This is a genomic window from Mesorhizobium sp. P2_C4 (assembly GCF_056404575.1).
This window is the reverse complement of sequence record NZ_JBFUDT010000001.1, coordinates 190,595-216,487: the sequence shown is the minus strand read 5'-3', so window position 1 is coordinate 216,487 and position 25,893 is coordinate 190,595. Positions and strand designations below refer to the sequence as shown.

The window sequence follows — 25,893 nt, the reverse complement described above, 5'->3', positions numbered from 1 at the left end:
GGAAAAGTGTGAAGCGGTTTTCTGTCCGAAATTGCGTCAAATCAAAGAGATAGAGCATCTCGCCGTTTCCGTGAAACGGTGAAATGCTCTAGGCGGCCGCCATGATCTCGGCATAGGTGCCGAAATCGACATTGCCGCCCGACAGCACCACGGCAACGCATTTGCCGGCGAGATCGATCTCGCCCGATGACAGCGCCGCCAGCGCGACGCAGCCGCCGGGCTCGACCACCAGCTTGAGATAGGCCATGGCATCGCGCATTGCCTGGGCTGTCGCCTTGTCGGAGACGGCAATCGCGCCGGCCAGATTCCTGCGGTTGATCGCGAAGGTGATTTCGCCCGGTTCGGCGGTGAGGATTGCGTCGCAGATCGAGCTGTGGCCAGGGTCGTTCGAGACCCTTTCGCCCTTGATGAGCGAGCGGCGGGTGTCGTCGAAATGCTCGGGCTCCACCGCCCAGACGGCGGTATGCGGCGAAGCATCCTTGACCGCGACCGAAATGCCGCTGCTCAGGCCGCCGCCGCCGCAAGGGACAAGGACCGCGTCGAGGCTGACGCCGAGCGCCTTGGCTTGAGCCATCAGCTCAAGGCCGATCGTGCCCTGGCCGGCGATGATGGCCGGATCGTCGAAGGGCGGCACCAGCACCATGCCTTTGTCCATGTAAGGCCGCACCACGGTCATGCGGTCATCGCGAAAGCGGTCGAACGGAACCACTTCGGCGCCCATCTTGCGGACATTGCCGATCTTCATCGCCGGTGCGTCGGCGGGCATGGCGATAACCGCCTTGACGCCGAACATGGCGGCGGAAGCGGCGACGCCTTGCGCGTGGTTGCCCGAGGAGAAAGCGACGACGCCGCGGCTGCGCTCCGCCTCGCTCAGTGACGACAATTTGTTGTAGGCGCCGCGGAACTTGAACGAACCGGTGCGCTGCAAAGTCTCGGGCTTGAACAGGATGCGGGCGCCAAGGCGCTTGTTCAGTTCAGCCGATTCGATCAGCGGCGTTTCGACGATCAGGCCGGAGAGTTTTGCTGCGGCGCTACGAATGTCGGCAATGCCGGGAGGGGTGGTCATGGTGAAGTCCTGCGGAAAGACTTGTTGCCTTTCATGATGCCCGCAAAAGGCCGCTGCGCACCATGGAAAAGATGTGACCGTTACAAAATCGGTTGGCGGGGAATGAACGGATGCACCGTCTGCAGCGCCACGCCCGTCACACCCCCCTCTGCCCTGCCGGGCATCTCCCCCTCAAGGGGGAGATTGGCAGCTTCGAGGTGTCGCTCATCTCTGCAAGGTTGGAGATTTGGCGACGCCCGCGGAGCGCCTGATCTCCCCCCTCGAGGGGGAGATGGCCGGCAGGCCAGAGGGGGGCGCTGTCCCGCCGACACTTCGCAAGTTCACCCTAGCAACGCCCTCTGCCTCTTGCTGCCACCCATCTTGCGCCAGTTGTTGAACCGATGCGTGGCGGCGGCGAAGGAGATCTTCATCTGCTGGGCGACGGAATAGCGCGACTTGCCCTCGTCGAACATGCGGTAGCAGCACTCGACGCCCTCCTCTGTCAGCTTGCCGTCCGGCGCCTTGTTGTGCGGATTGGCGGGGTCGAATTTTTCGACCTGCTGTTCGACCAGACCCTTCAGGCGCTGCAAGTCGGCCTCTATGCTGGCGATGAGATCGAGAACGGGTTTCGGGTCAAATGCATGGGCGTGCGGTTTTGCCGTCATCTGCGAATTCCTCTGTCTTGGCTTAGGTTCAGTTATATAGGTGAACCTTCATCAATAATGAAGGGCGCCTGGCGGATTTCCGGTTCAAATAATTTTGACTGCCGGGCGACACGCGCGGTTGACCCCGAGAACACCAAACCCTAGTTTAGAACAATTCTAAACTAGGGTGAATTTGTCATGCTTTCGCGTGTTTTCGGCTTTGGCCGCCGCTCCTTCGAATCGCTCTCGGAACAAGAGATCCTGGCGCTGGCCATTTCGTCCGAAGAGGATGACGGGCGCATCTACCGCGCCTATGCGGACGGGCTGACGGAAAGCTTTCCGCAATCGGCCAAGGTGTTCGAGGCAATGGCGGAGGAAGAGGACGGCCATCGCGACGCGCTGATCGAGCTTTTCCGCAAGCGTTTCGGCGAGCGCATTCCGCTGATTCGCCGCGACCATGTGAAGGGCTATTACGAGCGCAAGCCCGACTGGCTGGTCCGGCCGCTCGGCATCGAGCATGTGCGCAACCAGGCCGAGGCGATGGAGCGGCAGGCCTATCTGTTCTATGTCGAAGCCGCGAAACGCACCACCGATGCCTCGACGCGAAAGCTGCTCGGCGATCTGGCGATAGCCGAGCAAGGCCATGAGACGCTGGCACAGCGGCTCGAGCAAAAGCACGTGCCGGGCGAAGTAAAGGACGAAGAGGCCGCGGCCGAGCAACGCCAGTTCATCCTGACCTATGTGCAGCCGGGATTGGCCGGGCTGATGGATGGTTCGGTGTCAACGCTGGCACCGATCTTCGCCGCTGCCTTCGCCACGCATGACACCTGGCAGACCTTTCTGGTCGGCCTCGCTGCCTCGATCGGCGCCGGCATTTCGATGGGTTTCACCGAAGTCGCATCCGATGACGGCAAGTTGTCGGGCCGCGGCTCGCCGATAAAACGCGGCATCACCACCGGCGTCATGACGTCGGCGGGTGGCCTTGGCCACGCGTTGCCCTATCTCATCCCGAGCTTCTGGACGGCGACCGGGGTGGCCGCGGTGGTGGTGTTCTTCGAACTCTGGGCCATCGCCTTCGTCCAGAACCGCTACATGCAGACCCCGTTCCTGCGCGCCGCCTTCCAGGTGGTGCTGGGCGGGGCGCTGGTGTTTGCGGCGGGCGTGCTGATCGGGAATGCTTAGCCGTTGACCACCCGGCTATCCGCCGGCGCCTCTTCCCTTTCGCTCAAACCATAATCGCGCACGACGTGCGCGATGCGCAGACGATAGCCGGCAAAGATACCGCCACGCCCGGCCTGCTGCGCCTGCCGGTGCTCCTCGGTGTTGCGCCAGGCTTTGACTGCTTCCTCGTCGCGCCAGAACGACAGCGACAGGACCCGGTTCGGGTCGGCCAGGCTCTGGAAGCGCTCGATCGAGAGAAAGCCGTCGATGCCGTCGAGCAGCGGACGCAGCTGCGCGGCGATGCCGAGATAGGCATCGCGCTTGCCTGCCGCCGGCTCGACCTCGAAGATGACCGCGATCATGTTTTCACCAAGGGCGCGTGTGGGCCTGAAGCCAGCTTCAGGAAGATGCGGTCTTCTTTCAAGATGAATTTTTCCCGCCTGGCGAATTCATAGTTGGCCTTGCCGGCCGGATCGGCGGCGAGCCGGGCGCGGTAGGCCTCGTAGGCGGCCAGGCTGTCGATGTTGTACATGGCATAGGCCGTGGTGGCTGACCCCTCATGCGGCGCGTAGTAGCCGATCAAATCGGCACCGCAGCGCGGAATGGCCTGGCCCCAGTTGCGGGCATATTCCTCGAACGCCGCTCTGCCGAACGGGTCGATCTCGTAGCGGATGAAACAGGTGATGGTCATTTTTGTCTCCTTGACGGTTGGATATTTCTTGCGCGGACAGTTTGAGCCGGGTCGAAACGTTCTGCGGATCGATGTGCTAGGCAATTCCCTGTCGGGTCATGCCTGCCAGAAGGATTTTGCGCATTCGCGGCGCACGTCTTCAGCTGTCAGGCCGAGGTCGCGCAACAGATGATCGTCGATCTCGGCGAGGTCGAGACGCTGCCGATGGCGGTCGTACCAGCGGCCCAGAAAACGCAAGCGTAGCCGGCGCAAGGCGAAGAATGGGAACGGCAGGCGGGCGACAGGTGTGGAGGTCGAAGCGGCTGTTGTGGTCATCGTCGTCTCCTTGATCTGATCGGAGAATAGTGGTTATCTGACAAGAATGCTTCGATGAGGAACTAACTATGCGTGAAGGACCCGACATAGCCCGCATCGCCAGCCTGGTCGGCGATCCGGCGCGGGCAAACATGTTGAATGCGCTGATGGGCGGGACCGCGCTAACGGCGAGCGAACTGGCGATGGAGGCCGGTGTGTCACTGCCGACCGCCAGCTCGCATCTGGGCAAACTGCTGGAGGGCGGGCTGCTGACGGTGGCGAGCCAGGGGCGCCATCGCTATTACGGCCTTGCAGGTCCGCAAGTGGCGGGCATGATCGAGGCCATCACCGGCGTTGCCGCCTCAGTCGGGCCGCAGCGTGTGCGGCCAGGACCGCGCGACGCGGCGATGCGCGTGGCGCGGGTCTGCTACGATCACCTTGCCGGCGAACAAGCGGTGGCGATGCTGGACCGACTCGTCGACAAAAACATCCTGCTGCGCGAGGACAAGGAGATCCGGCTCGGGCCGGCGGCCGCTTCGCATTTCGCCGCCATCGGCATCGACGTCTACACCAAGCCGCGGCGGCCGGTGTGCCGCGCCTGCCTCGACTGGAGCGTGCGGCGCTCGCATCTGGCCGGCACGCTGGGCGCCGCCATCCTCGACAAGATCATCTCGGAAAAATGGGCGCGACGCGAGAAGGACAGCCGCGCCGTGGTGTTTTCGCCGGTGGGCAAGCAGGCGTTCGAGAGGGTGTTTTTGGGTTGAGGGTTTGCCGGCGCGAGTGGGAAGGATCGCTGCGTCAGCCCCGCTTCAGCACCTTTCCAAGCTTGAAGAAATCCGCCCACGGATCAGCCTCCTCCAACCGCTTCAGAGTCGTGGCATCGCCGATCGAGAAGGCGTTCGGCGCCAGCCCGGCCTCGATCTCCGCCCAGGTCACCGGCATCGATACGGTGGCGCCCTTCTTGGCGCGCGAGGAATAGGGGGCGACGGTTGTCGAACCCCGGCCGTTGCGCAGATAGTCGACGAAGATCTTTCCGGTGCGCGCCTTCTTCGACAGCGTCGCGGTATAGCGATCCGGGGCCGCCTGTTCCAGGGCGCGGGCGAAATCATGGGAGAAGGTTTTTGCCTCCTCCCAATCCGCCGACGGTATTAACGGCACGACGACATGGTAGCCCTTGCCACCCGATGTCTTGACCAGGTTGGGCAAGGACAAATCATCGAGCCTCGCGCGGATGTCGAGTGCGGCTTCACGCACCGCCTTGGCGTCGACGCCTTCGTCCGGGTCGAGATCGAAAACGATCTGGTCGGGCTTTTCCAGCTCGTCGACGGTGCAGCCCCAGATGTGGATCTCGACGACACCGTTCTGGACCAGAGCGGCAAGGCCGTCGAAGTCGCGGATGAACAAGATCTCCTCGCCATCCGCCGGGTCTTTCATCCTGGCGATCTTCTCATGCATGCCGGCCGATGCGTGTTTCTGGAAGAAGCGCGGGCCGCCAATGCCGCCCGGCGCCCGCACCAGGCTGAGCGGCCGGTTGACGACGAATTGCTGCATGCGCGGCCAGACCAGCGCGTAGTGGTCGAGCAGAGCCTGCTTGGAGATTTTTTCCTCCGGCCACAGCAGCTTGTCTGGGTGGGAGAGCTCTACGGCGGTTTTCGCGGTGACAGACCCGCTTGAGGCGTTCTGTTTTTCCTGCACGACTTCCTCCGCCGCTGCGCAATCCCCGGAACGAGGCTCGACCTACTATAGGGTTCGATGTCCGACTGCGGAACTCTACCCCGCCGCAGCCAGTTTCCCGGTTCCTGACTTTCCGGCGGCGCGCACGGAAATTTCGTGGCGCCGGCGAATATTGAAACAGAAGCGCGCGCAAGCGACATTCAGGCGAAACATATGTGATGCAAAAGTCACATTGGGCGAAATGCCGACGAACTGCACCGAAAGACCCCGAATCAGCCGCATTCCGGCCACGAACCAGGGCCTTTTCGACCAGAGATTAACATCGTGTTCACCGACTATTCACGCCTCGACGCTATGATGCCCGTAATTCGGAAGGGACATCCGAAATCGGGACAGGGACCAAAGAAATGAACTTCTGGCATCACGTCGCCGGCTATGCCGCCGCCATCCGCGAATTCGTCGCGCCGAGCTATCGGCCGGAGCGCTATTACATGCGCGGCCCGGGCCCGGCCTGTGCACGTCGCGGCAACTCGCTTGGCGTCAGCGCGCACTGATCATGACGTTCGAGACCCGTCACAACAGCCGGATCTGCAGACCGGGCGCAAACCACCGCGCAACCGCCTATCGTGTCGAGCGCCCTGCGCTCGCCGACAGACGACGTGCGACAACGCCAAGGCTTTAAAGCCGCCGCCGGCAGGCCTAGTGTCCTGGGACACCAGCCGCCGGGTTGCACGTGACCATCGACCATCCCTCAGAAGCCTTCGATGCCAGCCAGCCGTTGATCGTTTTCGACGGCGTCTGCGTTTTGTGCTCGGGCTTCGTGCGCATGGTGGTGAGGCTCGACCGCAAAAACCGCTTCCGCTTCGCCACGGCGCAGTCGCCACTCGGCGAGGCGCTGTTTCAAAAACACGGGCTGCGCACCGACAGCTACGAGACCAATCTCGTCCTCGTCGAAGGGAAAGCCTTCATGCGGCTCGAGAGTTTGGTTGCCGTGATGGCCGAACTGGGCTGGCCGTGGCGGGCGGCAAGGATTTTACTCCTGCTGCCGCGCCCGCTTCGCAACTGGCTTTACGATCGCATCGCTGGGAATCGCTATGCGCTGTTCGGCAAGAAGGACAGTTGCGACATCCCGTCGGCCGAGCTGAGGGGACGGTTGATTGGCTAGGATGCGAAGCCTGGGTGAGCCGCGATGAAAATTCTTGTCGTCGGCGGCTATGGCATCTTTGGCGGCCGCATCATCGAATTGCTGGAAAACGAGCCGCGCCTGATCCTGATGGTCGCCGGCCGCTCGCTCGCCAAGGCCGACGCCTTTTGCAAGAGCCGAGGCCATGCCGTCGCCCAACTCGCTCCCACCCAGTTCGATCGCAATGGCGACCTCGATGCGCAACTGGCGTCGCTGCGGCCCGACATCGTCGTCGATGCCAGCGGGCCGTTCCAGGCCTATGGCGAGGAGCGCTACCGGCTGATCGAGGCCTGCATCGGTAACGGCGTGAACTATCTCGACCTCGCCGACGGTTCGGATTTCGTCGCCGGCGTTTCCGCCTTCGACGTGGCGGCGAAAATGGCCGGCCGGTTCGTGCTGTCCGGCGTGTCCAGTTTTCCGGTGCTGACGGCAGCGGTGGTGCGCCGCCTGTCGTCAAAGATGACGCGCGTCGACAGCATTCGCGGCGGCATCGCGCCATCGCCCTATGCCGGCGTCGGCGAAAACGTCATCCGCGCCATTGCGGGCTATGCCGGGCAGCCGGTCCAACTCACGCGCGACGGCAGGCCTGCCCAAGGCCATCCGCTGACCGAACAGATGCGCATCACCATCGCGCCGCCGGGCCGTGTGCCGCTCAACAACACGCTGTTCTCGCTGGTCGATGTGCCCGACCTGCGGGCGCTGGCTGAACTGTGGCCTGGGGCAAAGACCATCTGGATGGGCGCCGGACCGGTTCCCGAGCTGCTGCACCGCGCCTTGATCGCGCTGGCATGGCTGGTGCGCATCGGACTGGTCCGCTCGCTGTCGCCGCTTGCCCCGCTGATGCATTTTGCGACGAACCGACTGCGCTGGGGTGAGCATCGCGGCGGCATGTTCGTCGCGGTGGAAGGGACGGACCGGTCGGGTGCCTCGGTCAAACGCTCATGGCATCTTTTGGCCGAAGGCGATGACGGGCCGCTGATCCCGGCGATGGCGGCCGAGGCGCTGGTCCGCAAGGCGCTGGACGGACACAGGCCGGCGCCAGGCGCGCGGGCGGCCGTGCGCGACCTGGAACTCGAAGACTATGAAACGCTGTTTGCAGCCAAAACGATTTACACCGGCTTCAGGGACGATACTGCCGATCGGGACAAGCCGCTTTATGCCGCCTTGCTCGGCGACGCCTGGCAAAATCTGCCCCCGGAGATCCGCGCCATGCACGACCACGCCACGGCGGCGCAAGGTCGCGCCAGCGTCGAGCGTGGGTATACCATCCTTAGCCGGCTAGCGGCCTGGCTGGTCGGCTTTCCCCAGGCGAGCGTCGACATTCCGGTCCGTGTCGATTTCGAAACCGACGAGGGCGGCGAGATCTGGACGCGGACCTTCGGTGAGCACCGTTTTTCGAGCCGACAATTCGAGGGACGGGGCCGATCGGAGCGGCTGCTGTGCGAACGCTTCGGCCCGCTGAGCTTCGCCATGGCGCTGGTGGCCGGGGACGGGCGGCTGTCGCTGGCTTTGCGCCGCTGGAGCCTTTTCGGCCTGCCGCTGCCGATGTTTCTGTGCCCGCGCTCGACATCGTATGAGGCCGTGGAAGACGGCCGATTTCGTTTCCACGTCGAGATTTCACACCCGCTCACCGGCATGATCGTGCGCTACCGCGGCTGGCTGGAGCCTACCGGCTCGCAAGGCTCCAGCCAGCCCCAGGAGGCTGTAGCGCTGGGCAATTAGCGCCAATGGCGAGCTTGTGTGTTGCGCAACGCGCCGCCAGGGACGAAGATTTTTCCAGCGCCTGTCGAAATCGGGCGAGGCCGCGCGACATACGTTCGGCCCGCACCGATGCGGCCCTGTAACCACGGGAGATGACCATGCAGTATCTGCTTCTTATCTATTCCAACGAAGCCGCAATGGCAGCCGCACCCAAGGAGGCGGCCGTCCAGATGAGCGCCGCCTATGGCGCCTATACCGAAGCGATGAAGAAGGCCGGCGTGTTCCTGGCCGGGGAGCGGTTGAAACCGAAGAAGATCGCAACCACCGTGCGGGTGGCCGGCGGCAAGACCAATGTGATTGACGGCCCCTATGCCGACACCAAGGAGCAGCTCGGCGGCTACTATTTGATCGAGGCGGCTGACATGGACGCGGCGATCTCGTGGGCGGCGCGCTGCCCGGGTGCCGGCACCGGCACGATGGAAGTGCGGCCGATCTGGCCGATGGCAGAATACATGCCAGCATACACTGCGTGACAGCCGGCAGACCAGACACTGCACGGGCGGCCGCGGAAGCTGCTGCCCGGCAGAGCTACGGCAAGCTGGTTGCCTATCTTGCCGCGCGCACGCGCGACGTGGCCGGCGCCGAAGACGCGCTGGCCGATGCCTTTGCCGCGGCGCTTGAGCGCTGGCCGCAAACCGGCGTGCCCGAAAAGCCTGAAGCCTGGCTGCTGGTGGTGGCGCGGCGGCGCAGCGTCGACGCCGTCAGACGTCGGCTGACCAGCGAGGCGAGCCGCGACCATCTCAAGCTGATCGCCGAGGAAATGGAGGCGCGCATGACCGACGAAGACCTGCCTGATGAGCGGCTGCGGCTGATGTTTGCCTGCGCCCATCCAGCGATCGAGGCCGGCGTGCGGGCGCCGCTGATCCTGCAGACCGTTCTGGGCTTCGACGCGGCAACGATCGCTTCCGCCTTCCTGGTATCGCCGGCGACGATGAGCCAGCGCCTGGTGCGGGCCAAGTCACGCATCCGCGAAGCCGGCATTCCGTTTCGCGTGCCGGAGCGGGCCGAGCTCGGCGAGCGGCTGGACACGGTGCTGGAGGCGATCTACGCCGCCTTTGCCGAAGGCTGGTCCGACCCGGCCGGCACCGAGACCCAGCGGCGCAATCTCGCCACCGAAGGCATATGGCTCGGCCGGCTGGTCGCCTCGCTGATGCCCGACGAACCGGAGGCACTGGGGCTGCTGGCGCTGATGCTGTTTGCCGAAGCGCGGCGCGCGGCGCGGCGCAACGCCGAGGGAGACTATGTGCCGCTCGCCGAGCAGGATCTTGCGCTGTGGGACGACGCCTTGATCGACGAAGCGGAGGCTTTGCTCAGGCACGCCGCCTGCAAAGGCGTCATCGGCCGCTACCAGCTCGAGGCGGCCGTGCAATCCGCTCACACGACACGGCGGCTGACCGGCCGGACCGACTGGGTGGCGATCCGGGAGCTCTATGATGCCTTGTCGGTGATTGCCGGCTCGCCCGTGGTGGCGATCAACCGCGCGGTGGCAATTGCCGAGGCCGAGGGTGCTGCGGCGGGATTGGCGGCGCTTTACGTGCTGGGCGATGATAAGCGGCTTGACGACTACCAGCCCTATTGGGCGGCCCGCGCCGGTCTGCTGGCCAGGCTCGGCAACATACCGCAGGCCAGCGAGGCCTATGACCGGGCGATCGGCCTCGAACGCGACCCGGCGGTGCGCCGGTTCCTGCAGACAAAGCGCGCGGCGCTGAAGAATTGAGGCGGCAAGTAGCGCCTCGCTGCCGGCAATTTGTTCAGGCCGAGTGCGGCCGCCGCAACGAGCCGCCGCCGCCTGGACGCGTATGAACGCCATTTTGCCTGGGTCTGGTCTTGCAACTGGTGCCAGTTTGCGCAAACCTCGGCCTCAACAGAACGGTCATCCGGTGGACGCCTGATTGCCTGAACCTGGGGGGCGAAGTGTTCGGCGAGCCCATTACCGTTCTCATGGTCAATGAGTATCCTGACTACATTGATGCACAAGTATGGGCTGCTGGGCTGAAAGCCCGCGTGCCACAGCTGGAGTTCAGGCTTTGGCCAGACGCCGGGAACAAAAGTGACATAGATATTGTGCTGATCGACAAGGGCGCCAGTCCTGGCTTTTTTGACGCCATGACGGGGCTAAGCGCCGTCGTCTATTTGGGGGCCGGGGTCGAGGGTATTGATCTTCAGAGCTTCCCCAAGGGTGTTCCGCTCATCAGGCTCGCAACGCGTGAGCAGGCTTCGGAAGTGGTGCAGTACATCGTCCTTCGCGTTCTCTGCCAGCAACGGCATGTTGCAGACTACATGCGTCTGCAAGCCGGCAAGTTTTGGAATCCGCTCGCGCCGCGGAAGATCTCCGAGACAAGAATTGTTGTGCTGGGTGCAGGCCGGATCGGTGGCTGGGCCGCAAAGCTGTTTGCGGACCTGGGCTACGACACGGCAGTCTGGTCTCGCCATCAAAAGACGCTTCCTGGCATACATAGTTACTTTGGTGGTGCCCAGCTTGCGGACGCGCTCACAAGTCGGGACTACGTTATCTGTTCACTTCCCCTGACTGGTGACACTCGTGGGATACTCAACTCCAGTGCCTTTGGAAAAATGAAGCGAGGTGCCTACCTTGTGAATGTCGGCAGGGGCGCGCATGTCAACGAAGCCGACCTGATCCGCGCTCTCGACGAAGGTCAGCTTTCTGGTGCTTGTCTTGACGTGTTTGAGCGTGAACCCCTGGAGGCTTCATCGCCGTTGTGGACTCATCCCAGGGTGACCATCACCCCTCATGTCGCGAGCTTCTGGGTGGATTCTGGAATCGACCAGGCCGCCGATCTGTGCGGTCAAGTCGCAAGAGGAGAGCCTCTGTCCAACAAGATCGACCTCGAACGGGGTTATTGAATCGAAGCCGTGGCTTCGTCGCTCCGCTCAATCCTGCAACGCTGGCGATTGGCGAAAGCCCGGATGACAGCCGATCTCCCCACTTGTGGGGGAGATGCCCGGCAGGGCAGGAGGGGGGGCGCGAAGGATCGCGACGAACCCAGCCCTGCCTCTCCCGCTGTCGAAAACCTACGACCCCAGCCCCTCAAACAAAATCGTCGACAGATAGCGTTCGGCGAAGGACGGGATGACCACCACCAGGTTCTTGCCCTTGTTCTCCGGCCGCGAGCCGACCACGATCGCCGCCTGCAGGGCGGCGCCCGACGAGATGCCGACCGGCACGCCTTCGAGGCGGGCGACGAGGCGGGCATTGGCGACCGAATCCTCGTTCGAGACCCTGACGATCTCGTCATAGATCGTGGTGTCGAGGATCTTTGGCGCGAAGCCGGCGCCGATGCCCTGGATCTTGTGCGGGCCGGGCTGGCCGCCCGACAGCACCGGCGACGCTTCCGGCTCGACGGCGACGACATGGACCGACGGCTTGCGCTTCTTCAGCACCTGGCCGACGCCGGTGATGGTGCCGCCGGTGCCGATACCGGCGACGAAGATGTCGACTTCGCCATGGGTGTCGTTCCAGATTTCCTCGGCCGTCGTGGTGCGATGGATCTCCGGATTGGCGGGATTTTCGAATTGCTGCGGAATGACGGCGTCGGGCAGCGTCGCGGCCAATTCGTCGGCCTTGGCGATGGCGCCCTTCATCCCTTTCGGGCCTTCGGTCAGCACCAGCTCGGCGCCGAGCAGCGCCAGCATCTTGCGGCGCTCGACCGACATGGTCTCGGGCATGGTCAGGATCAGTTTGTAGCCCTTGGCTGCGGCGGCAAACGCGAGCGCGATGCCGGTGTTGCCGGAGGTTGGCTCGACCAGCGTGGTCTTGCCGGGCGTGATCCTGCCGGATGCCTCGAGCGCTTCGATCATCGCCACGCCGATGCGGTCCTTGACCGAGGCGATGGGGTTGAAGAATTCGAGCTTGGCCAGAAGATTGGCGACGACGCCCTTTTCCCTGGCGAACTTGTCGAGCCGCACCAGCGGTGTGTCGCCAATCGTCTCGGTGATCGAATTGTAGATGCGGCCGCGGCCGGGCACGCGCGCTGAGGTGACGGGCTTGTTCATTGGTTTCGCTCCCAGGATTTCAGGCAAATGGACTTCAGGCGTCAGGGTATGGCCGGCAAGATAAGCTGTCGACCAGAAATATCCGAGTGGGGTGCATGCTGAAGATGCCGTTGCACCGGAAAGGCATTTCGCGAAAGGCCATACAACAGGAATGGTTTGGCTGAAACCAGAGCATGATGAGATCAGGACTGATCGCACACCAAGGTGTGTTGAGATTCAGGTCAGGCCGAGCCGAAAATGGTGGCTACCGAGAACCGGAGCGGAGCGTACTTTTCGTACGTGAGCACCGGAAGCGCAGGAAGCTGCCATTTGCAGGCCGGCATCACCTGAATATCAATACACCCTATTGGCGGGCGGCAATCGCTGCCGCTGCCCCAACCATGAAGCCGGCGGCGGTGCGGTTCAGCGCTTTCAGCGCGCGCGGCGACTTCAGGAACCAGCGCGCCTTGGCGGCCAGCGCGAGATAGGGCACCAGCACCACCAGCAACACGACGACGGTGAGCGCGACCAGAATGCCGTAGTCGACGAGCGTGATGGTCTTCAGGTCGACGATGGTCGGCGTGATGGCGAGGTAGAAGATCATCGTCTTCGGATTGCCGAGCGTGACGGTGAGGCCGGCGATGAAGCTGGACAGCAGTCCGCCCTTGCCCTTTTTCGCCTCGACCGTTTCGGGCGTGATGCCGCTGGTCCAGAAGCGCCAGCCGAGGAAGGCGAGATAGGCGACGCCGAGCCATTTGATGGCCAGGAAGACCATGCCAAAAGTCTGGGCGACGAAGGCGAGGCCGAGCACCACGGCGGTCAGATAGGTGAGGTCGCCGAGCATCAGCCCGAACGACATGGCCAGCGACGAGCGGAAGCCGGAGCCGAGCGCCCGCGCCACCAGTGCTGTGACGCCGGGGCCGGGAATGGCGGCGGCGATGCCGAGAGCGGCACTGTAGGCGAGGAAGCCGGTAAGGGTCATGCCTCAGCTTTAGCGCAAAGCCGGGTGAGGGTGAATTCCCTCAACGTGGGATTCGATTGCACCAGTGGGTCAGGACCCGCCATAGGTGATGCGCCATATGGTGCCGCTGCCGTCTTCGGTGACGATCAGCGCGCCGTCCTTGGCCACCGCCAGGCCGACCGGGCGGCCCCAGACCTCGTCATCGGAGATGACGAAGCCGGTGATGAAATCCTCATATTCGCCCGTTGGCTTGCCGTCCTTGAACCGCAACCTGACCACCTTGTAGCCGGTGCGGATGCCGCGATTCCACGAGCCGTGCAAGGCGACGAAGGCGTCGCCCTGATAGTCGGCCGGAAAATTCCCGCTGGTATAGAAGGCGATGTTGAGCGGCGCCGAATGCGCCTGGATCAGCACATCGGGGATGGTCGCCTTGCCGGCCAGGTCGGGGCGCTCGCCCTTGTGGCGCGGATCCTCATTGTTGCCGATGTAATACCAGGGCCAGCCGTAGAAGGCGCCGTCCTTCACCGTCGTTGCATATTCGAACGGCACGTTGTCGCCGAGCGCGTCGCGCTCGTTGACGACGCACCACAGCGCGCCATTGGCCGGCTGCACGGTCATGCCCGAACAATTGCGCAGGCCGGTGGCGACGATGCGGCCATTCTTGCCGTCGGGGTCGAAGGCCAGCACATCGGCGCGGCCGTCCTCGGCGCCCCAGGCAGCACCCAGCGGCATTGACTTCGCCCAGGCGTCCAGGCCGCCCTTCGGCCGCTTGCCCATACCCTCGGCGACATTCGAACCGGAACCGACCGAGAGATAGAGCGTCTTGCCATCCGGCGAGAAGGCAATGTCGCGGGTCCAGTGGTGGCTCGAAGGAATGTTGGCGACGACGGTTTCCGGCTGGCCGGAAGCCTTGAGGTCGCCGTCGCGATAGGCAAAGCGAACGACGCTGTTGCTGTTGGCGACATAGATCCATTGCGGATTGTCTCCCTGGGGATAGAAGGCGATACCATAGGGCTGGGTGAGGCCGTTGGCGAAGATCGCTTCCTCGGCGGGTTTGGCGCTGCCATGCGTAAGACGGTAGACGCGAATCTGGCTGGCCCTGCTGTCGGCGACGAACAGATCGCCATTGGGCGCGACGCGCACGACGCGCGGGCTGGCGATGCCCGAGGCGATCATCTCGGCCGAAAAGCCCGGCGCCATGATCGGATTGGCGTCTTCCGGCCGGTCCGCCAGGCCGGCGCCGTTGGATGCGGATTCGGTAGAGAAGGGCGCCTGCAGATCCTCAGGCCGGATCAAGCGCCGCACGCCCGGCCTGTCGTCCCTCCAGTCGCCAAAGGCGGCTTCGCCTTTCAGCAGCGGCTGATCCGCCTCGGCAAATGCCGCCATGGCGAAAAACAAGGCGGCGGAAATGGCCGTCAGACCGGCAAATCGGATCATATTGACCTCAAGGTGGCGTCGAAACGGTTGAACGAACCGGCCCGACAATCGTTCCGCCTCAACGTTTAGCGCGCGGTATCGGCAGCTCAGGTCCCGGCGGCGTAGAAATCATCATCGAGGCGCTTTTCCAGCTGAACCAGATCGGCCGGCAGCGGCAGGCCCATCGCCCGCATTTCCCTCAGCTTCTCGCGCAGCTGTTCCTGCACTTCATGCTGATCCTCCGGCTGGTTGACCATCTCTTCGAGCAACAGGCTGATCTGCGCCTTGATCTCTTCGAAAGCCATTCTTTTTCTCCTTGCGCAGCCTGTTCTTCGATTTGGCACGAGGTGTGTCGAGATTCAGGTCAGGCCGAGCCGAAAACGGTGGCTTCCGAGAACCGGAGCGGAGCGTACTTTTCGTACGTGAGCACCGGAAGCGCAGGAACCCGCCGTTTGCAGGTCGGCATCACAGGAATACCAACACACCTAGCGCAGCATGCGGGAAATAAGCTGCGCCGTATAGTCGACCATCGGCACGATGCGGGCGTAATTCAGCCGGGTCGGACCGATGACGCCGAGAGCGCCGATGACGCGGGCGTCCTTGTCGCGATAGGGCGCGACGACCAGCGACGAGCCCGACAGCGAAAACAGCTTGTTTTCCGAGCCGATGAAGATGCGCACGCCGGAGCCCTCCTCGGCCAGGTCGAGCAGCTGGATCAGCCCGTCCTGCGTCTCCATGTCCTCGAACAGATGCCTGAGCAGCTCGATATCGGCGTGGGCGGTGACGTTTTCGAGCAGATTGGCGCGGCCGCGCACGATGAGACGCGCCGGCAGGCCGCTGTCGGCGCCGGCCCACACAGCCAGGCCCTTTTCGACCAGGTCCTGCGACAGCGTGTCGAGTGCTGCCTTGGTCTCTTCCTTGATGCGGGCGATCTCGACCCGCGCCTCGGCCAGCGTGCGGCCGCGGATGTGGGCGTTGAGGAAGTTGGAGGCTTCATGCAATTGCGAGACGGTGACGCCGGCTGGCAGGTCGATGACACGGTTTTCGACATCGCCGTTCTGCGACACCAGCACAGCCAACGCCTTGGTCGGCTCCAGCTGGATAAATTCGATGTGCTTGAGCGCCACCTCGTTCTTGGCGGTCAGCACCAGGCCAGCGCCGCGCGACATGCCGGACAGCATCTGGCTGGCTTCGGTCAGCATGTGTTCCAGCGTCGCGCCCGAGCCGGAGGCGCGCACCTGCGCCTCGATGATGCGGCGCTCCTCGTCGGAGAGATCGCCCAGTTCCATGAAGGCATCGACGAAAAACCGCAGCCCGGCTTGGGTTGGCAAGCGGCCGGCGGAAATGTGCGGGGCGTAGATCAGGCCGAGATGCTCGAGGTCGCTCATCACATTGCGGATGGTCGCCGGCGACAGCGACGATGGCAGGATGCGCGACAGGCTGCGCGATCCCACAGGTTCGCCGTCCTTCAGGTAGGAATCGACGATGCGCCGAAAGATATCGCGCGAACGCATGTCGAGCGACTGCAGCGCGGGCGACAGCAAACTGGGTTCGGCGACTGCCTTGGTCATTCGAGCCAAAAACCTCCGGCTAAAGGATATAGACTTCACCAGCACCCGCGCAACCCGGTGTCTGTGTCCGGCCATTTTCCTTTGCGCCATGGGCCCCATGCGGTTACAAGCCGGCCACGATTCCGAAAAACATAGGAAAACAGCCTGAATGCGCCCTTCCAAACGCCAATTCGACGAAATGCGCGCCATCTCCTTCGAGCGCGGCGTCTCCAAGCACGCCGAAGGCTCGTGCCTGGTGAAATTCGGCGACACGCATGTGCTGTGCACGGCGAGCCTCGAGGAAAAGGTGCCGGGCTGGATGCGCAATTCCGGCAAGGGCTGGGTGACGGCGGAATATGGCATGCTGCCGCGCTCGACCGGTGAGCGCATGCGCCGCGAGGCCTCCGCCGGCAAGCAAGGCGGCCGCACGCTGGAAATCCAGCGGCTGATCGGCCGCTCGCTGCGCGCCGTTGTCGACCTGCAGGCGCTGGGCGAGCAGCAGATCACCGTCGACTGCGATGTCATCCAGGCCGATGGCGGCACCCGTACCGCTTCGATCACCGGCGGTTGGGTGGCGCTCTACGACTGCCTGCGCTGGATGGAAGCAAGGCAGATGGCCAGCGTCGCCAAGGTGCTGAAAGACCATGTCGCGGCGATCTCCTGCGGCATCCATGACGGCCAGCCGGTCATCGATCTCGACTATGTCGAGGATTCCTCGGCCGGCACCGACGCCAATTTCGTCATGACCGGCAAGGGCGGCATCGTCGAGATCCAGGGCACCGCCGAGGGCGAGCCTTTCTCCGAGGACCAGTTTGCGGCACTGATGGGCCTGGCCAAGAAAGGCATTCAGCGGCTGGTCAGCCTGCAGCAGATGGCGGTCGCATAGGCTTTCCATGAAACCTTCCGCCATCCTCGAATCGGCCCTCTACGTCACCGATCTGGCTGCCGCGGAAGCATTTTACGCCGACGTGCTCGGGCTTGAACCGCTCGGCAAGGTCGACGGCAGGCACATCTTCTTCCGCTGCGGTTCCGGTGTGCTGCTCATCTTCAACGCCGAGGCGACCAAAATCCCGCCGGCGCCCGATGCACGGCTGAAGGTGCCGCCGCACGGCACGGTTGGCGATGGCCATCTCTGCTTTGCGGCGAGTGCCGACGAGATGGTGCGCTGGAGGGCGCATCTCGGGGCGAAAAAGATCGCCATAGAAAGCGAGTTCGAATGGCCGCAAGGCGGCCGCTCGATCTATATTCGCGACCCCTCGGGCAATTCGATCGAATTCGCCGAGCCAAGAATCTGGGGCCTTTGATGCATTCTCTCGATGGCAAGAAGATCGTCGTTGCCAGCCATAATGAAGGCAAATTGCGCGAATTCGCCGATCTGATGGGGCCGTTCGGTTTTGAGGCGAAGTCGGCCAAGGCATATGGCCTGCCGGAGCCGGACGAGACCGGCACCACGTTTGAGGAAAACGCCTACATCAAGGCGCTGGCCGCGGCCAAGGCGACCGGCCTGCCGGCGCTGTCGGACGATTCCGGCCTGTGCGTCGATGCGCTCGACGGGGCGCCCGGCGTCTACACCGCCAATTGGGCCGAGACGCCGGACGGTTCGCGCGATTTCGGCATGGCCATGCAGCGCACCGAAGTGGCGCTGCAGGAAGTCGGCGCTGCTCTGCCGCAACAGCGCAAGGGCCGCTTCGTCGCCGTCATTTGCCTGGCCTTTCCCGACGGTGATGCCGAATATTATCGCGGTGAGGCCGAAGGCACACTGGTGTGGCCGCCGCGCGGCGAGCTCGGCTTCGGCTACGACCCGGTGTTTTTGCCCAATGGTTTCGACAAGACTTTTGGCGAGATGAGTGCCGAGGAAAAACACGGCTGGAAGCCCGGCCAGGCGACCGCATTGTCGCACCGCGCCCGCGCCTTCCAGAAATTCGCCCAAGCGCGACTCGGTTCGGAATGATTGGGCCCGGCATGACTATGCCCCTCGACCGCAGCCCCGGCTTCGGCGTCTACATCCATTGGCCGTTCTGCGCGGCCAAGTGCCCGTATTGCGACTTCAACAGCCATGTCCGCCACCAGCCGGTCGACCAGGAGCGTTTTGCCCGCGCCTTCGAGACCGAGCTGGCGACCATGCGCGAACGCACTGGACCGCGCGACGTCACCAGCATCTTTCTCGGCGGCGGCACGCCGTCGCTGATGAAGCCGGAGACGGTGGCGGCGGTGCTGGACGCGGTGGCCAAGAACTGGACGGTGCCCGCCGGCATCGAGGTGACGCTGGAAGCCAATCCGTCCTCGGTCGAGGCCGAGCGCTTTCGCGGCTATCGCGCGGCCGGCGTCAACCGGGTGTCGCTCGGCGTGCAGGCGCTGAACGACAAGGATTTGCGTTTTCTCGGCCGCCTGCACAATGTCGACGAAGCGTTGCATGCGATCGGGCTCGCGCGGCAAATATTCCCAAGGCTGTCCTTCGACCTGATCTATGCCCGGCCCGGCCAGACGCCGGAGGCGTGGCAGACCGAGCTCGAACAGGCGATCGGCCATGCCGCCGACCATCTGTCGCTCTACCAGTTGACCATCGAGGAAGGCACGCCGTTCCATGCGCTGCATGCGGCGAAGAAGTTTGCCATTCCAGACAATGACCACGCCGCCGACCTCTATGCGCTGACGCAGGAGGTCACCGCGGCGCACGGGCTGCCGGCTTACGAGATCTCCAATCACGCCAGGCCGGGCGCGGAAAGCCGGCACAATTTGACCTACTGGCGCTATGGCGAATATGTCGGCGTCGGTCCCGGCGCGCATGGCCGCTTCATCGAAAACGGCCGCCGCACAGTCACGATCGCCGAGAGAATGCCGGAGACCTGGGCCAATCTGGTCGAGGCCAAGGGGCATGGCGTCACCGGCGGCGAGATCCTGACGCGCGCCGAAGAGGCCGACGAGTTCCTGCTGATGGGCTTGAGGCTCGCCGAAGGCATCGACCTCTCCCGCTACGAAGCGTTTTCCGGCCGCAGCCTGTCGAGCGCGCGGCTGACGGTGCTGCAGGAAGAAGGGCTGGTGGCACCGATCGGCAACGCCCGGTTGCGCGCCACGGCAGCCGGCATGATCGTGCTTGATGCCGTCGTAGCGGATTTGGCGAGATAACCCCTTTGAAGAACGTCCTCTTCGTCTGCAGCCAGAACCGCTTGCGCAGCCCGACTGCCGAGCAGGTGTTTTCCAAGCGCCAGGATATCGAGGTGGCGTCGGCCGGGACCAACCACGATGCCGACAACCCGCTGACGCATGAGCTGGTGGCGTGGGCCGACATCATCTTCGTCATGGAAAAGACGCACCGCACCAAACTGCAGAAGAGATTCAAAACCAGCCTGAGCAAGGCTCGGGTGATCTGCCTCGATATCCCCGACGACTACGAATTCATGGACCTGGAGCTGATTGAGCTTCTGAAGGCGCGGGTATCGCGGTATCTCGGCTGACTATGTCGTCCGGTGCGCAACACCTACGCGTTCGTCATCCTCGGGCGAGGATCCATGCCGCGACGTTTGCTCAGGAATGAGGCGGCAGGATTCTGAACCGTTGCAACGCTTTGAAGTCACGGAATGGATCCTCGGGTCTGCGCCGCGTCGCTGCGCTCCTTGCTCCGCCCGTGGATGACGAAGGGAGGACTGTCGCTGTCTATCGAGAAAGTTGCGGCAATCAGGCGTCGTGCTTGAATTGGCGCTTGGCGCGGCCCTTCTCGGCATGCGTCTGTCCGGTTCGGGCCGGCTTGGCATCGGCCTTGTCGCGGCGGACGCTGTGCTGGTCGTTCATCGGATGCGGCGGCACGCCATCCCGTGCGCTTTTCGTTTCAAGACGGGTGATGAAAATATCGAAGCGATTGGGCATCGTCCGGTCAGTGCTCCGTCGTGCTGTCTGGTTTGTTGTCGGAAAGCCGGACGTTCGTCGGCAAGGCGATCGCGACCCGCTCTCTGGTGAGGCTGTTCTCGGTCTTGGCAAACAAGCGTTTGTCCCTGGGCGCGGCAACACGGTTGCGGCCGGCATAGTAGGGCTCGAAAACGTCCTGGATCTTCAGGCTGTCCATCCTGTCCTCCTCCTCAGAGACTCAGGCATAAATTCGCCGGGCTTGGTTTCGTTCCCCACTGTGGCAAAGGCATGGCGGCCACATTACATCGCCGTCACGTTTTGCAACCGGACCGGCGCCGTGCCAAACAGGGTAAACGCATTCGAAATGTTGGAGCGTCCCTTGCGCATCCGATGGACGCGCGGCGCTCTAACGGAGACGTATCGGTGACCGGCGACAAACGCAGCTATGTGATCGGGCAGACCGAGATTTCAGTGCGGCCGCTGGAGCCGGCGCTCTATCTGGTGGCAACGCCGATCGGCAATCTCTCCGACATCACGCTGCGGGCGCTGGAAACGCTGGCCGCCGCCGACATGGTCGCTTGCGAGGACACGCGGGTTTCTCGCGTGTTGCTCGACCGCTACGGCATCCGCCGGCGCACCACGGCCTATCACGAGCACAATGCCGGTGAGGCCGGACCGAAACTGATCGCGGCCTTGCAGGCCGGGCAGAGCGTGGCGCTGATCTCGGATGCCGGCACGCCGCTGATCTCCGATCCGGGCTACCGGTTGGTCGGCGAGGCCATCGACCACGGCATTCGCGTCGTGCCGATCCCCGGCCCGTCGGCACCGCTGGCGGCGTTGACGGCATCCGGCCTGCCGTCGGACGCCTTCCTGTTCGCCGGGTTTTTGCCGGTCAAAACCGGGCAACGGTTGACCAAGCTGGAGACATTCAGGGCGGTGCCGGCGACGCTGATCTTTTTCGAATCGCCGCGGCGGCTGGCCGAGACGCTTGTCGCCATGGTGGAAGTGCTGGGCGGAGAGCGGAAAGCTGCGATCGGCAGGGAATTGACCAAGACCTTTGAGGAGATGCGGACCGGGACGTTGCAGGTGCTGGCCGACCACTACGCGGCGGCCGATACGCCGAAGGGCGAAATCGTCATCTGCGTCGGTCCCGCCGAGGCCAAGGCCGACCAACCGGCCGATATCGACCGGCTGCTGCTGTCGCTCGCCGCCGAGATGCCGGCCTCCAAGGCAGCGGCGGAGGCGGCCAAGATGACCGGGGGCCAGAAACAGGCGCTCTACCGGCGGCTGCTCGAACTCAAGGACGGCGGCGGAGAAAGCAGCGGTGGCTGAGCGCCCCGCCGCCAGCCGCCAAAAAGCCTATCGGCGCGGCCATCGCGGCGAATGGCTGGCGGCGGCAGCGCTGATGCTGAAAGGCTACCGTATCCTGGCCCGCCGCTACCGCACGAAACTCGGCGAGATCGACCTGATCGCGCGGCGCGGCAATCTGGTGCTGTTCGTCGAGGTGAAGGCACGGCGCACGCTGATCGAGGCGATGGAGGCCATCGCTCATGAATCGGAGCGCCGCATCGAAGGCGCCGCCGATCTGTGGCTGATGCGGCAGCGCGACTACGGCAAACTGTCGATGCGGTTTGACATGGTGGCGGTGCTGCCCTGGCGCTGGCCGGTGCATGTCGAGAATGTGTTTTATGGGCGGGATTAGCAGAGGTCAGCGCCCTTCCTTCGTCATCCTAGGGCGAAGCAGTCGCGAAGCGACGTCGCGGAGACCCTAGGATCCATGCCGCGACCTACCGGCGCTTCTGCGGTGCAGAATCTGGAGGACTAAGCAGGGTGCCTGGCGGGCTATTCGCGATCGCTGTACTCTCCGATCGACGTCATGGATCCTCGGGTCTGCGCTGCGTCGCTACGCTCCTTGCTCCGCCCGTGGATGACGAAGTCGCGGAGGTTGCGGACCACTCACCCCCAAACGAACAACGCCGCCAGCCCGACAATACCCACCACCAGCCGCCACCAGCCGAACAGTGAGTAGCCGTTGCGCGAGACGTAATCGAGCAGGAAGCGGACGACGATCAGGGCGGTGATGAAGGCGGCGACGAAGCCGATGGCGATGATCGGCAGGTCGGCGCTCGACAGCACGTTGCGGTTCTTGAACAGGTCGAAGGCGAAGGCTCCGACCATGGTCGGGATGGCGAGGAAGAAAGAAAATTCCGCCGCTGCCCGCTTGTCGACGCCCAGAAGTAGCGCGCCGACGATGGTCGAGCCGGAACGCGACGTGCCGGGGATCAGCGACAGGCACTGGAACAGGCCGATCTGCAGATAGAGCCGGGTCGGGAAGCGCTCGACGTCGCGGTAGACCGGCTTGAGGTTCATGCGATCGACCAGGAGCAGGATGACGCCGCCGATGATCAGCATGATGCAGATCAGCCTTGGCGATTCGAACAGCACCGTCTTGATGAAATCATGCGCCAAAGCGCCGATGATGGCGGCCGGCAGGAAGGCGATGAGGATGCCGATGACGAAATGCCGCGTCAGCCGATCATGCGGCAGGTCGAGCAGCATCTGCCACAGGCGGCGGAAATAGACGCTGAGGATGGCCAGGATGGCGCCGAGCTGGATCAGGATCTCGAAAGCCTTGCCGGTCGAGTGGAAGCCGAGAAAATGGCCGGCGAGCAGGATATGGCCGGTGGAAGAGACCGGAATGAACTCGGTCAGCCCCTCCAGCAGGCCGAGCAACAGGGCTTCGACGATGGTCTGGCTTTCCATGGCAACCTCGGCATTGGGTGAGCGCTTGAGAAAACGGCTTGCGAAAGGGCTTGCTTGTCACGGCGCGGAAGTCCCCCTATAGGTCGCAACACCCTGACGGCCCGGAATCCGGGCGGCCAAGACTTACCGGCGCCGCCGGCGATTCGCCAGTGCGCCTTATTATCGCGGGACCATGCTGACGCTTTTCCACCACCCCATGTTCGCCACCTGCCGGTTCGTGCGCCTCGCCTTTGGCGAGTATGGCGAGGAACTGGCACTGATCGAGGAAAAGCCGTGGACGCGGCGCAAGGAGTTTCTGGCGCTGAATCCGGCCGGAACCTTGCCGATCCTGCTGGCCGAAGGCGACGTGCCGATCGTCGGCGCCATGGTGATTGCCGAATATCTCGACGAAACGCGCGGGGTGCTGAAGCGCGACAAGCGGCTGTTCGCCGAAGACCCGATGGAGCGCGCCGAAATCCGCCGTCTCACCGACTGGTATCTCACCAAAGCCGAAGGCGAAGTGACAAGGCATCTGGTGCGCGAACGCGTGCTGAAGCCGGTCATGCCGGAAACGGCGGGCGGCGGCTCACCCGATTCGGCAGCGATCCGCGCGGCGCGCGCCAACATCCGCCAACACATGAAATACACCAATTGGCTGGCCGGCACCCGCCACTGGCTGGCCGGCTCAAGGGTCACCTATGCCGACCTCGCGGCCGCGGCAACGCTGTCGGTGCTGGATTATCTCGGCGAGATCGACTGGCGCGAACACACTGCCGCGCGCGAATGGTACACGCGGGTCAAATCGCGGCCGTCGTTCCGGCCGCTTTTGTCCGACCGGGTGCGCGGCCTGTCACCGGTGTCGCATTATGCGGACCTCGACTTCTAAGAGCGAAACCCTGCGGGCGCTGATCGACCGTGAAGCGCGGCGCGCCGGTTTCGATGCGGTCGCCGTCACCACGCCCGGCGCGACCCCGCTGGCGCCGGCGCGGCTGGCCGAATTCGTCGCCGACGGCTTTCACGGCTCGATGGACTGGATCGCCGAGACGCTCGCGCGCCGAAGCGAACCCTCGACGCTGTGGCCGGAGGTGCGTTCGATCATCGTGCTGGCGATGAATTATGGTCCCGACCACGATCCACGCACGCTGCAGGCCAGCCGCGACCGGGGCGCCATCTCGGTCTATGCGCAAAACCGCGACTATCACGACGTCATGAAAGGCCGGCTGAAGGATATCGCCGGCAAGATCGTGGCGCGCGCTGGCGGCGATGTGAAAGTGTTCGTCGACACAGCGCCGGTAATGGAAAAGCCGCTGGCCGAAGCCGCCGGGCTCGGCTGGCAAGGCAAGCACACCAATCTGGTCAGCCGCGAACACGGCTCCTGGCTGTTTCTCGGCACCATTTTCACCACGGCCGAACTCGAACCCGATACCGCCGAGATCGACCATTGCGGCTCCTGCCGCGCCTGTCTCGACGCCTGCCCGACCGATGCTTTCCCGGCGCCCTATAGGCTCGATGCGCGACGCTGTATTTCCTACCTCACCATCGAGAACAAGGGGCCGATCCCGCATGAATTCCGGGAAAAGATCGGCAACCGCATCTATGGCTGCGACGATTGTCTCGCCGCGTGTCCGTGGAACAAGTTTGCGAAAACTGCATCCGAGGCCAAGCTCGTCGCCCGCGCGGATTTGCGCGAGCCGCCACTGGCCGAGCTGCTCAGCCTCGACGACGCGGCGTTCCGGTCCTTCTTCTCGGGCTCACCGATAAAACGCATCGGCCGCGACCGCTTTGTCCGCAACGTGCTGATCGCCGCCGGCAATTCCGGTGATTTTTCGCTCCTCGATTCGGTACGCACGCTGCTCGATGATGCCTCGCCGCTGGTGCGCGGTGCGGCCGTATGGGCGCTGGCGCGGCTGGTGCCTGAGGCCGAATTCGCCGACCGTGCCGCCACGGCGGTCAAAACAGAAAGCGAAGAAGCCGTGCGAAACGAATGGCTTCTGGCGTTGCCCACTCCAATCGAGACGCATGCATGAGCCAAAAACAGATCCTCATTTTCGGCGCCGGCTATTCGGGCAAGGCTTTTGCCCGAGGCAACACCGATCCCACGACCAGGGTTTTCGGCACGACACGCTCACCGGAAAAATTCGAAGCGCTGCGGCAGGCCGGCGTCGAGCCGCTGCTTTTCGATGGCGCGCTGACACCGGAGATCGGCGATGTGCTGGAAACGACGACGCATCTGATCGTCTCGGTGGCGCCGGAAGAGGCCGGCGACCCGGTGCTGAATGCCGCGCGCGCAAAGATCGTCGCTGACATGCCGGCCCTCGCATGGATCGGTTATTTGTCCACCGTCGGCGTCTATGGCGATCATGGCGGCGGCTGGGTGGATGAAAGCGCGGAATGCCGGCCGGGGTCGAAACGGTCGGTGATGCGGGTGGCCGCCGAGCAGGACTGGTTGAAACTCGGCCAGGACATCCGCCGGCCCGTGGCGGCCCTGCGCCTGTCCGGCATTTACGGGCCGGGCCGCAACGCGCTGGTCAATCTGGACAACGGCTCAGCTAGACGGCTGGTCAAGCCGGACCAGGTGTTCAACCGCATCCATTGCGACGACATTGCCGGTGCGCTCTGGCATCTGGCGGAAAGCAATCGCGGCGGCATCTTCAACGTCACCGATGACGAGCCGGCGCCGCCGCAGGATGTCGTCACCTATGCCGCTGCGCTGATGGGGGTCGAGCCGCCGCCGGAAATTCCGTTCGAAACCGCCCAACTTTCGCCCATGGCGCGGTCCTTCTATGGCGAGAACAAGCGTGTCGCCAACACGGCGATCAAGGCGGCGGGCTATCGCTTTCGCTTTCCGGACTACCGCGCCGCCTTTGACCATATGTGGGCCAGCGGCGACTGGCGCGACGGCGAGGCGCGCAGCCCGATGAAGCGCTGATCGAAG

At 63.9% G+C, this 25,893-nt stretch carries 31 protein-coding genes and 1 pseudogene; 18 read left to right on the top strand and 14 right to left on the bottom strand.

All coding sequences use genetic code 11. The features are described 5' to 3' along the window. Positions 1 to 88 precede the first annotated feature (88 nt). Positions 89 to 1,066: a threonine/serine dehydratase gene (locus tag AC1DX6_RS01145; RefSeq protein WP_477310400.1), complete on the bottom strand. Its 978-nt coding sequence runs from the start codon at positions 1,064 to 1,066 to the stop codon at positions 89 to 91. Positions 1,067 to 1,386: 320 nt separating this feature from the next. After that, complete coding sequence (locus AC1DX6_RS01140; protein ID WP_477310398.1) at positions 1,387 to 1,710, bottom strand: hypothetical protein; 324 nt, start codon at positions 1,708 to 1,710, stop codon at positions 1,387 to 1,389. 177 nt (positions 1,711 to 1,887) lie between these two features. Here AC1DX6_RS01140 and mbfA point away from each other — a divergent pair, with 177 nt between their 5' ends. Next, the gene (gene mbfA / locus AC1DX6_RS01135; RefSeq protein WP_477310396.1) at positions 1,888 to 2,871 is read left to right on the top strand and encodes an iron exporter MbfA; all 984 of its coding nucleotides are present in this window, start codon (positions 1,888 to 1,890) and stop codon (positions 2,869 to 2,871) included. Here mbfA and AC1DX6_RS01130 read toward each other — a convergent pair. From AC1DX6_RS01130 to AC1DX6_RS01120, 3 genes are all read right to left on the bottom strand, one after another. Beyond that, positions 2,868 to 3,212: an antibiotic biosynthesis monooxygenase family protein gene (locus tag AC1DX6_RS01130; RefSeq protein WP_477310394.1), complete on the bottom strand. Its 345-nt coding sequence runs from the start codon at positions 3,210 to 3,212 to the stop codon at positions 2,868 to 2,870. The genes mbfA and AC1DX6_RS01130 overlap by 4 nt on opposite strands. Further along, complete coding sequence (locus tag AC1DX6_RS01125; protein ID WP_477310392.1) at positions 3,209 to 3,541, bottom strand: NIPSNAP family protein; 333 nt, start codon at positions 3,539 to 3,541, stop codon at positions 3,209 to 3,211. The genes AC1DX6_RS01130 and AC1DX6_RS01125 overlap by 4 nt, the downstream gene beginning before the upstream one ends. 96 nt (positions 3,542 to 3,637) lie before the next feature. Further along, positions 3,638 to 3,856 (bottom strand): DUF1127 domain-containing protein, encoded by a 219-nt coding sequence (locus tag AC1DX6_RS01120; protein ID WP_477310390.1) that lies wholly within the window; start codon positions 3,854 to 3,856, stop codon positions 3,638 to 3,640. Between the two features lie 68 nt (positions 3,857 to 3,924). Between AC1DX6_RS01120 and AC1DX6_RS01115 the strand changes: the two genes are divergently transcribed. Next, positions 3,925 to 4,599 carry an ArsR/SmtB family transcription factor gene (locus AC1DX6_RS01115; RefSeq protein WP_477310388.1) on the top strand — a complete coding sequence of 225 codons (675 nt, stop codon included), beginning with the start codon at positions 3,925 to 3,927 and terminating at the stop codon, positions 4,597 to 4,599. Positions 4,600 to 4,633: 34 nt separating this feature from the next. Here AC1DX6_RS01115 and ligD read toward each other — a convergent pair. Further along, positions 4,634 to 5,615: pseudogene (ligD, locus tag AC1DX6_RS01110) on the bottom strand (DNA ligase D); the annotation flags it as partial. 301 nt (positions 5,616 to 5,916) lie between these two features. On the opposite strand from ligD, the gene AC1DX6_RS01105 reads away from it, so the two are divergent. The 6 genes from AC1DX6_RS01105 to AC1DX6_RS01080 all read left to right on the top strand — a co-directional run bounded on the left by AC1DX6_RS01105 (position 5,917) and on the right by AC1DX6_RS01080 (position 11,318). Beyond that, positions 5,917 to 6,063 carry a hypothetical protein gene (locus tag AC1DX6_RS01105; RefSeq protein WP_477310386.1) on the top strand — a complete coding sequence of 49 codons (147 nt, stop codon included), beginning with the start codon at positions 5,917 to 5,919 and terminating at the stop codon, positions 6,061 to 6,063. 179 nt (positions 6,064 to 6,242) lie between these two features. Further along, positions 6,243 to 6,674: a thiol-disulfide oxidoreductase DCC family protein gene (locus tag AC1DX6_RS01100; protein WP_477310384.1), complete on the top strand. Its 432-nt coding sequence runs from the start codon at positions 6,243 to 6,245 to the stop codon at positions 6,672 to 6,674. 24 nt (positions 6,675 to 6,698) lie between these two features. Continuing rightward, complete coding sequence (locus tag AC1DX6_RS01095; protein ID WP_477310382.1) at positions 6,699 to 8,414, top strand: DUF4166 domain-containing protein; 1,716 nt, start codon at positions 6,699 to 6,701, stop codon at positions 8,412 to 8,414. Between the two features lie 137 nt (positions 8,415 to 8,551). Continuing rightward, complete coding sequence (locus AC1DX6_RS01090) at positions 8,552 to 8,926, top strand: YciI family protein (RefSeq protein WP_477310380.1); 375 nt, start codon at positions 8,552 to 8,554, stop codon at positions 8,924 to 8,926. Further along, positions 8,923 to 10,170 (top strand): RNA polymerase sigma factor, encoded by a 1,248-nt coding sequence (locus tag AC1DX6_RS01085; RefSeq protein ID WP_477310378.1) that lies wholly within the window; start codon positions 8,923 to 8,925, stop codon positions 10,168 to 10,170. Before AC1DX6_RS01090 ends, AC1DX6_RS01085 begins: the two co-directional genes overlap by 4 nt. Positions 10,171 to 10,289: 119 nt before the next feature. Continuing rightward, entirely contained in the window at positions 10,290 to 11,318 is a 1,029-nt protein-coding gene (locus AC1DX6_RS01080) for a 2-hydroxyacid dehydrogenase (protein WP_477311872.1), read from the top strand. A 168-nt stretch (positions 11,319 to 11,486) separates the two neighbouring features. Here AC1DX6_RS01080 and cysK read toward each other — a convergent pair whose 3' ends face one another. The 5 genes from cysK to hrcA form a co-directional block, all read right to left on the bottom strand. Further along, on the bottom strand, positions 11,487 to 12,467 hold the full coding sequence (cysK, locus tag AC1DX6_RS01075; protein WP_477310376.1) for a cysteine synthase A: 981 nt from the start codon (positions 12,465 to 12,467) through the stop codon (positions 11,487 to 11,489). Positions 12,468 to 12,810: 343 nt separating this feature from the next. After that, on the bottom strand, positions 12,811 to 13,428 hold the full coding sequence (locus AC1DX6_RS01070) for a LysE family translocator (protein WP_477240258.1): 618 nt from the start codon (positions 13,426 to 13,428) through the stop codon (positions 12,811 to 12,813). A gap of 69 nt (positions 13,429 to 13,497) precedes the next feature. After that, on the bottom strand, positions 13,498 to 14,844 hold the full coding sequence (locus tag AC1DX6_RS01065) for a PQQ-dependent sugar dehydrogenase (protein ID WP_477310374.1): 1,347 nt from the start codon (positions 14,842 to 14,844) through the stop codon (positions 13,498 to 13,500). A gap of 86 nt (positions 14,845 to 14,930) precedes the next feature. Beyond that, positions 14,931 to 15,128 carry a hypothetical protein gene (locus AC1DX6_RS01060; RefSeq protein WP_477310372.1) on the bottom strand — a complete coding sequence of 66 codons (198 nt, stop codon included), beginning with the start codon at positions 15,126 to 15,128 and terminating at the stop codon, positions 14,931 to 14,933. Positions 15,129 to 15,308: 180 nt separating this feature from the next. Then, positions 15,309 to 16,394: a heat-inducible transcriptional repressor HrcA gene (gene hrcA / locus AC1DX6_RS01055; protein ID WP_477310370.1), complete on the bottom strand. Its 1,086-nt coding sequence runs from the start codon at positions 16,392 to 16,394 to the stop codon at positions 15,309 to 15,311. Between the two features lie 148 nt (positions 16,395 to 16,542). Here hrcA and rph point away from each other — a divergent pair, with 148 nt between their 5' ends. Genes rph through AC1DX6_RS01030 form a run of 5 tightly spaced genes read left to right on the top strand, consistent with a single transcriptional unit; the run spans position 16,543 to position 19,828 of the window. Next, positions 16,543 to 17,259, top strand: coding sequence for a ribonuclease PH (gene rph, locus AC1DX6_RS01050; protein WP_477240250.1), 717 nt, complete (start codon positions 16,543 to 16,545; stop codon positions 17,257 to 17,259). Positions 17,260 to 17,266: 7 nt separating this feature from the next. Next, positions 17,267 to 17,677, top strand: a complete 411-nt coding sequence (locus AC1DX6_RS01045) for a VOC family protein (protein ID WP_477310368.1) — start codon at positions 17,267 to 17,269, stop codon at positions 17,675 to 17,677. Continuing rightward, entirely contained in the window at positions 17,677 to 18,324 is a 648-nt protein-coding gene (gene rdgB, locus AC1DX6_RS01040; protein WP_477310366.1) for an RdgB/HAM1 family non-canonical purine NTP pyrophosphatase, read from the top strand. Before AC1DX6_RS01045 ends, rdgB begins: the two co-directional genes overlap by 1 nt. Before the next feature lie 11 nt (positions 18,325 to 18,335). Beyond that, the gene (gene hemW / locus AC1DX6_RS01035) at positions 18,336 to 19,499 is read left to right on the top strand and encodes a radical SAM family heme chaperone HemW (protein ID WP_477310364.1); all 1,164 of its coding nucleotides are present in this window, start codon (positions 18,336 to 18,338) and stop codon (positions 19,497 to 19,499) included. Positions 19,500 to 19,504: 5 nt separating this feature from the next. Beyond that, positions 19,505 to 19,828 (top strand): low molecular weight protein tyrosine phosphatase family protein, encoded by a 324-nt coding sequence (locus AC1DX6_RS01030; RefSeq protein ID WP_477310362.1) that lies wholly within the window; start codon positions 19,505 to 19,507, stop codon positions 19,826 to 19,828. Between the two features lie 220 nt (positions 19,829 to 20,048). Here the strand turns inward: AC1DX6_RS01030 and AC1DX6_RS01025 are convergent, their stop codons facing one another. Then, a complete protein-coding gene (locus AC1DX6_RS01025; protein WP_477310360.1) occupies positions 20,049 to 20,237 on the bottom strand; it encodes a hypothetical protein in 189 nt (62 codons plus the stop codon). 7 nt (positions 20,238 to 20,244) lie between these two features. Continuing rightward, positions 20,245 to 20,433, bottom strand: a complete 189-nt coding sequence (locus AC1DX6_RS01020) for a hypothetical protein (RefSeq protein ID WP_477310358.1) — start codon at positions 20,431 to 20,433, stop codon at positions 20,245 to 20,247. A 206-nt stretch (positions 20,434 to 20,639) separates the two neighbouring features. Here AC1DX6_RS01020 and rsmI point away from each other — a divergent pair, with 206 nt between their 5' ends. Further along, on the top strand, positions 20,640 to 21,548 hold the full coding sequence (rsmI, locus tag AC1DX6_RS01015; protein WP_477310356.1) for a 16S rRNA (cytidine(1402)-2'-O)-methyltransferase: 909 nt from the start codon (positions 20,640 to 20,642) through the stop codon (positions 21,546 to 21,548). Beyond that, positions 21,541 to 21,918, top strand: coding sequence for a YraN family protein (locus tag AC1DX6_RS01010; protein ID WP_477310354.1), 378 nt, complete (start codon positions 21,541 to 21,543; stop codon positions 21,916 to 21,918). The genes rsmI and AC1DX6_RS01010 overlap by 8 nt, the downstream gene beginning before the upstream one ends. Positions 21,919 to 22,172: 254 nt before the next feature. On the opposite strand, the gene AC1DX6_RS01005 is transcribed toward AC1DX6_RS01010, so the two are convergent. Next, entirely contained in the window at positions 22,173 to 22,979 is an 807-nt protein-coding gene (locus AC1DX6_RS01005) for an undecaprenyl-diphosphate phosphatase (protein ID WP_477310352.1), read from the bottom strand. Between the two features lie 172 nt (positions 22,980 to 23,151). On the opposite strand from AC1DX6_RS01005, the gene AC1DX6_RS01000 reads away from it, so the two are divergent. Genes AC1DX6_RS01000 through AC1DX6_RS00990 form a run of 3 tightly spaced genes read left to right on the top strand, consistent with a single transcriptional unit; the run spans position 23,152 to position 25,887 of the window. Beyond that, entirely contained in the window at positions 23,152 to 23,844 is a 693-nt protein-coding gene (locus AC1DX6_RS01000) for a glutathione S-transferase family protein (protein WP_477240230.1), read from the top strand. Beyond that, positions 23,825 to 24,985 (top strand): tRNA epoxyqueuosine(34) reductase QueG, encoded by a 1,161-nt coding sequence (gene queG / locus AC1DX6_RS00995; protein ID WP_477310350.1) that lies wholly within the window; start codon positions 23,825 to 23,827, stop codon positions 24,983 to 24,985. Before AC1DX6_RS01000 ends, queG begins: the two co-directional genes overlap by 20 nt. After that, positions 24,982 to 25,887 (top strand): SDR family oxidoreductase, encoded by a 906-nt coding sequence (locus AC1DX6_RS00990; RefSeq protein ID WP_477310348.1) that lies wholly within the window; start codon positions 24,982 to 24,984, stop codon positions 25,885 to 25,887. The genes queG and AC1DX6_RS00990 overlap by 4 nt, the downstream gene beginning before the upstream one ends. Positions 25,888 to 25,893: the final 6 nt, after the last annotated feature.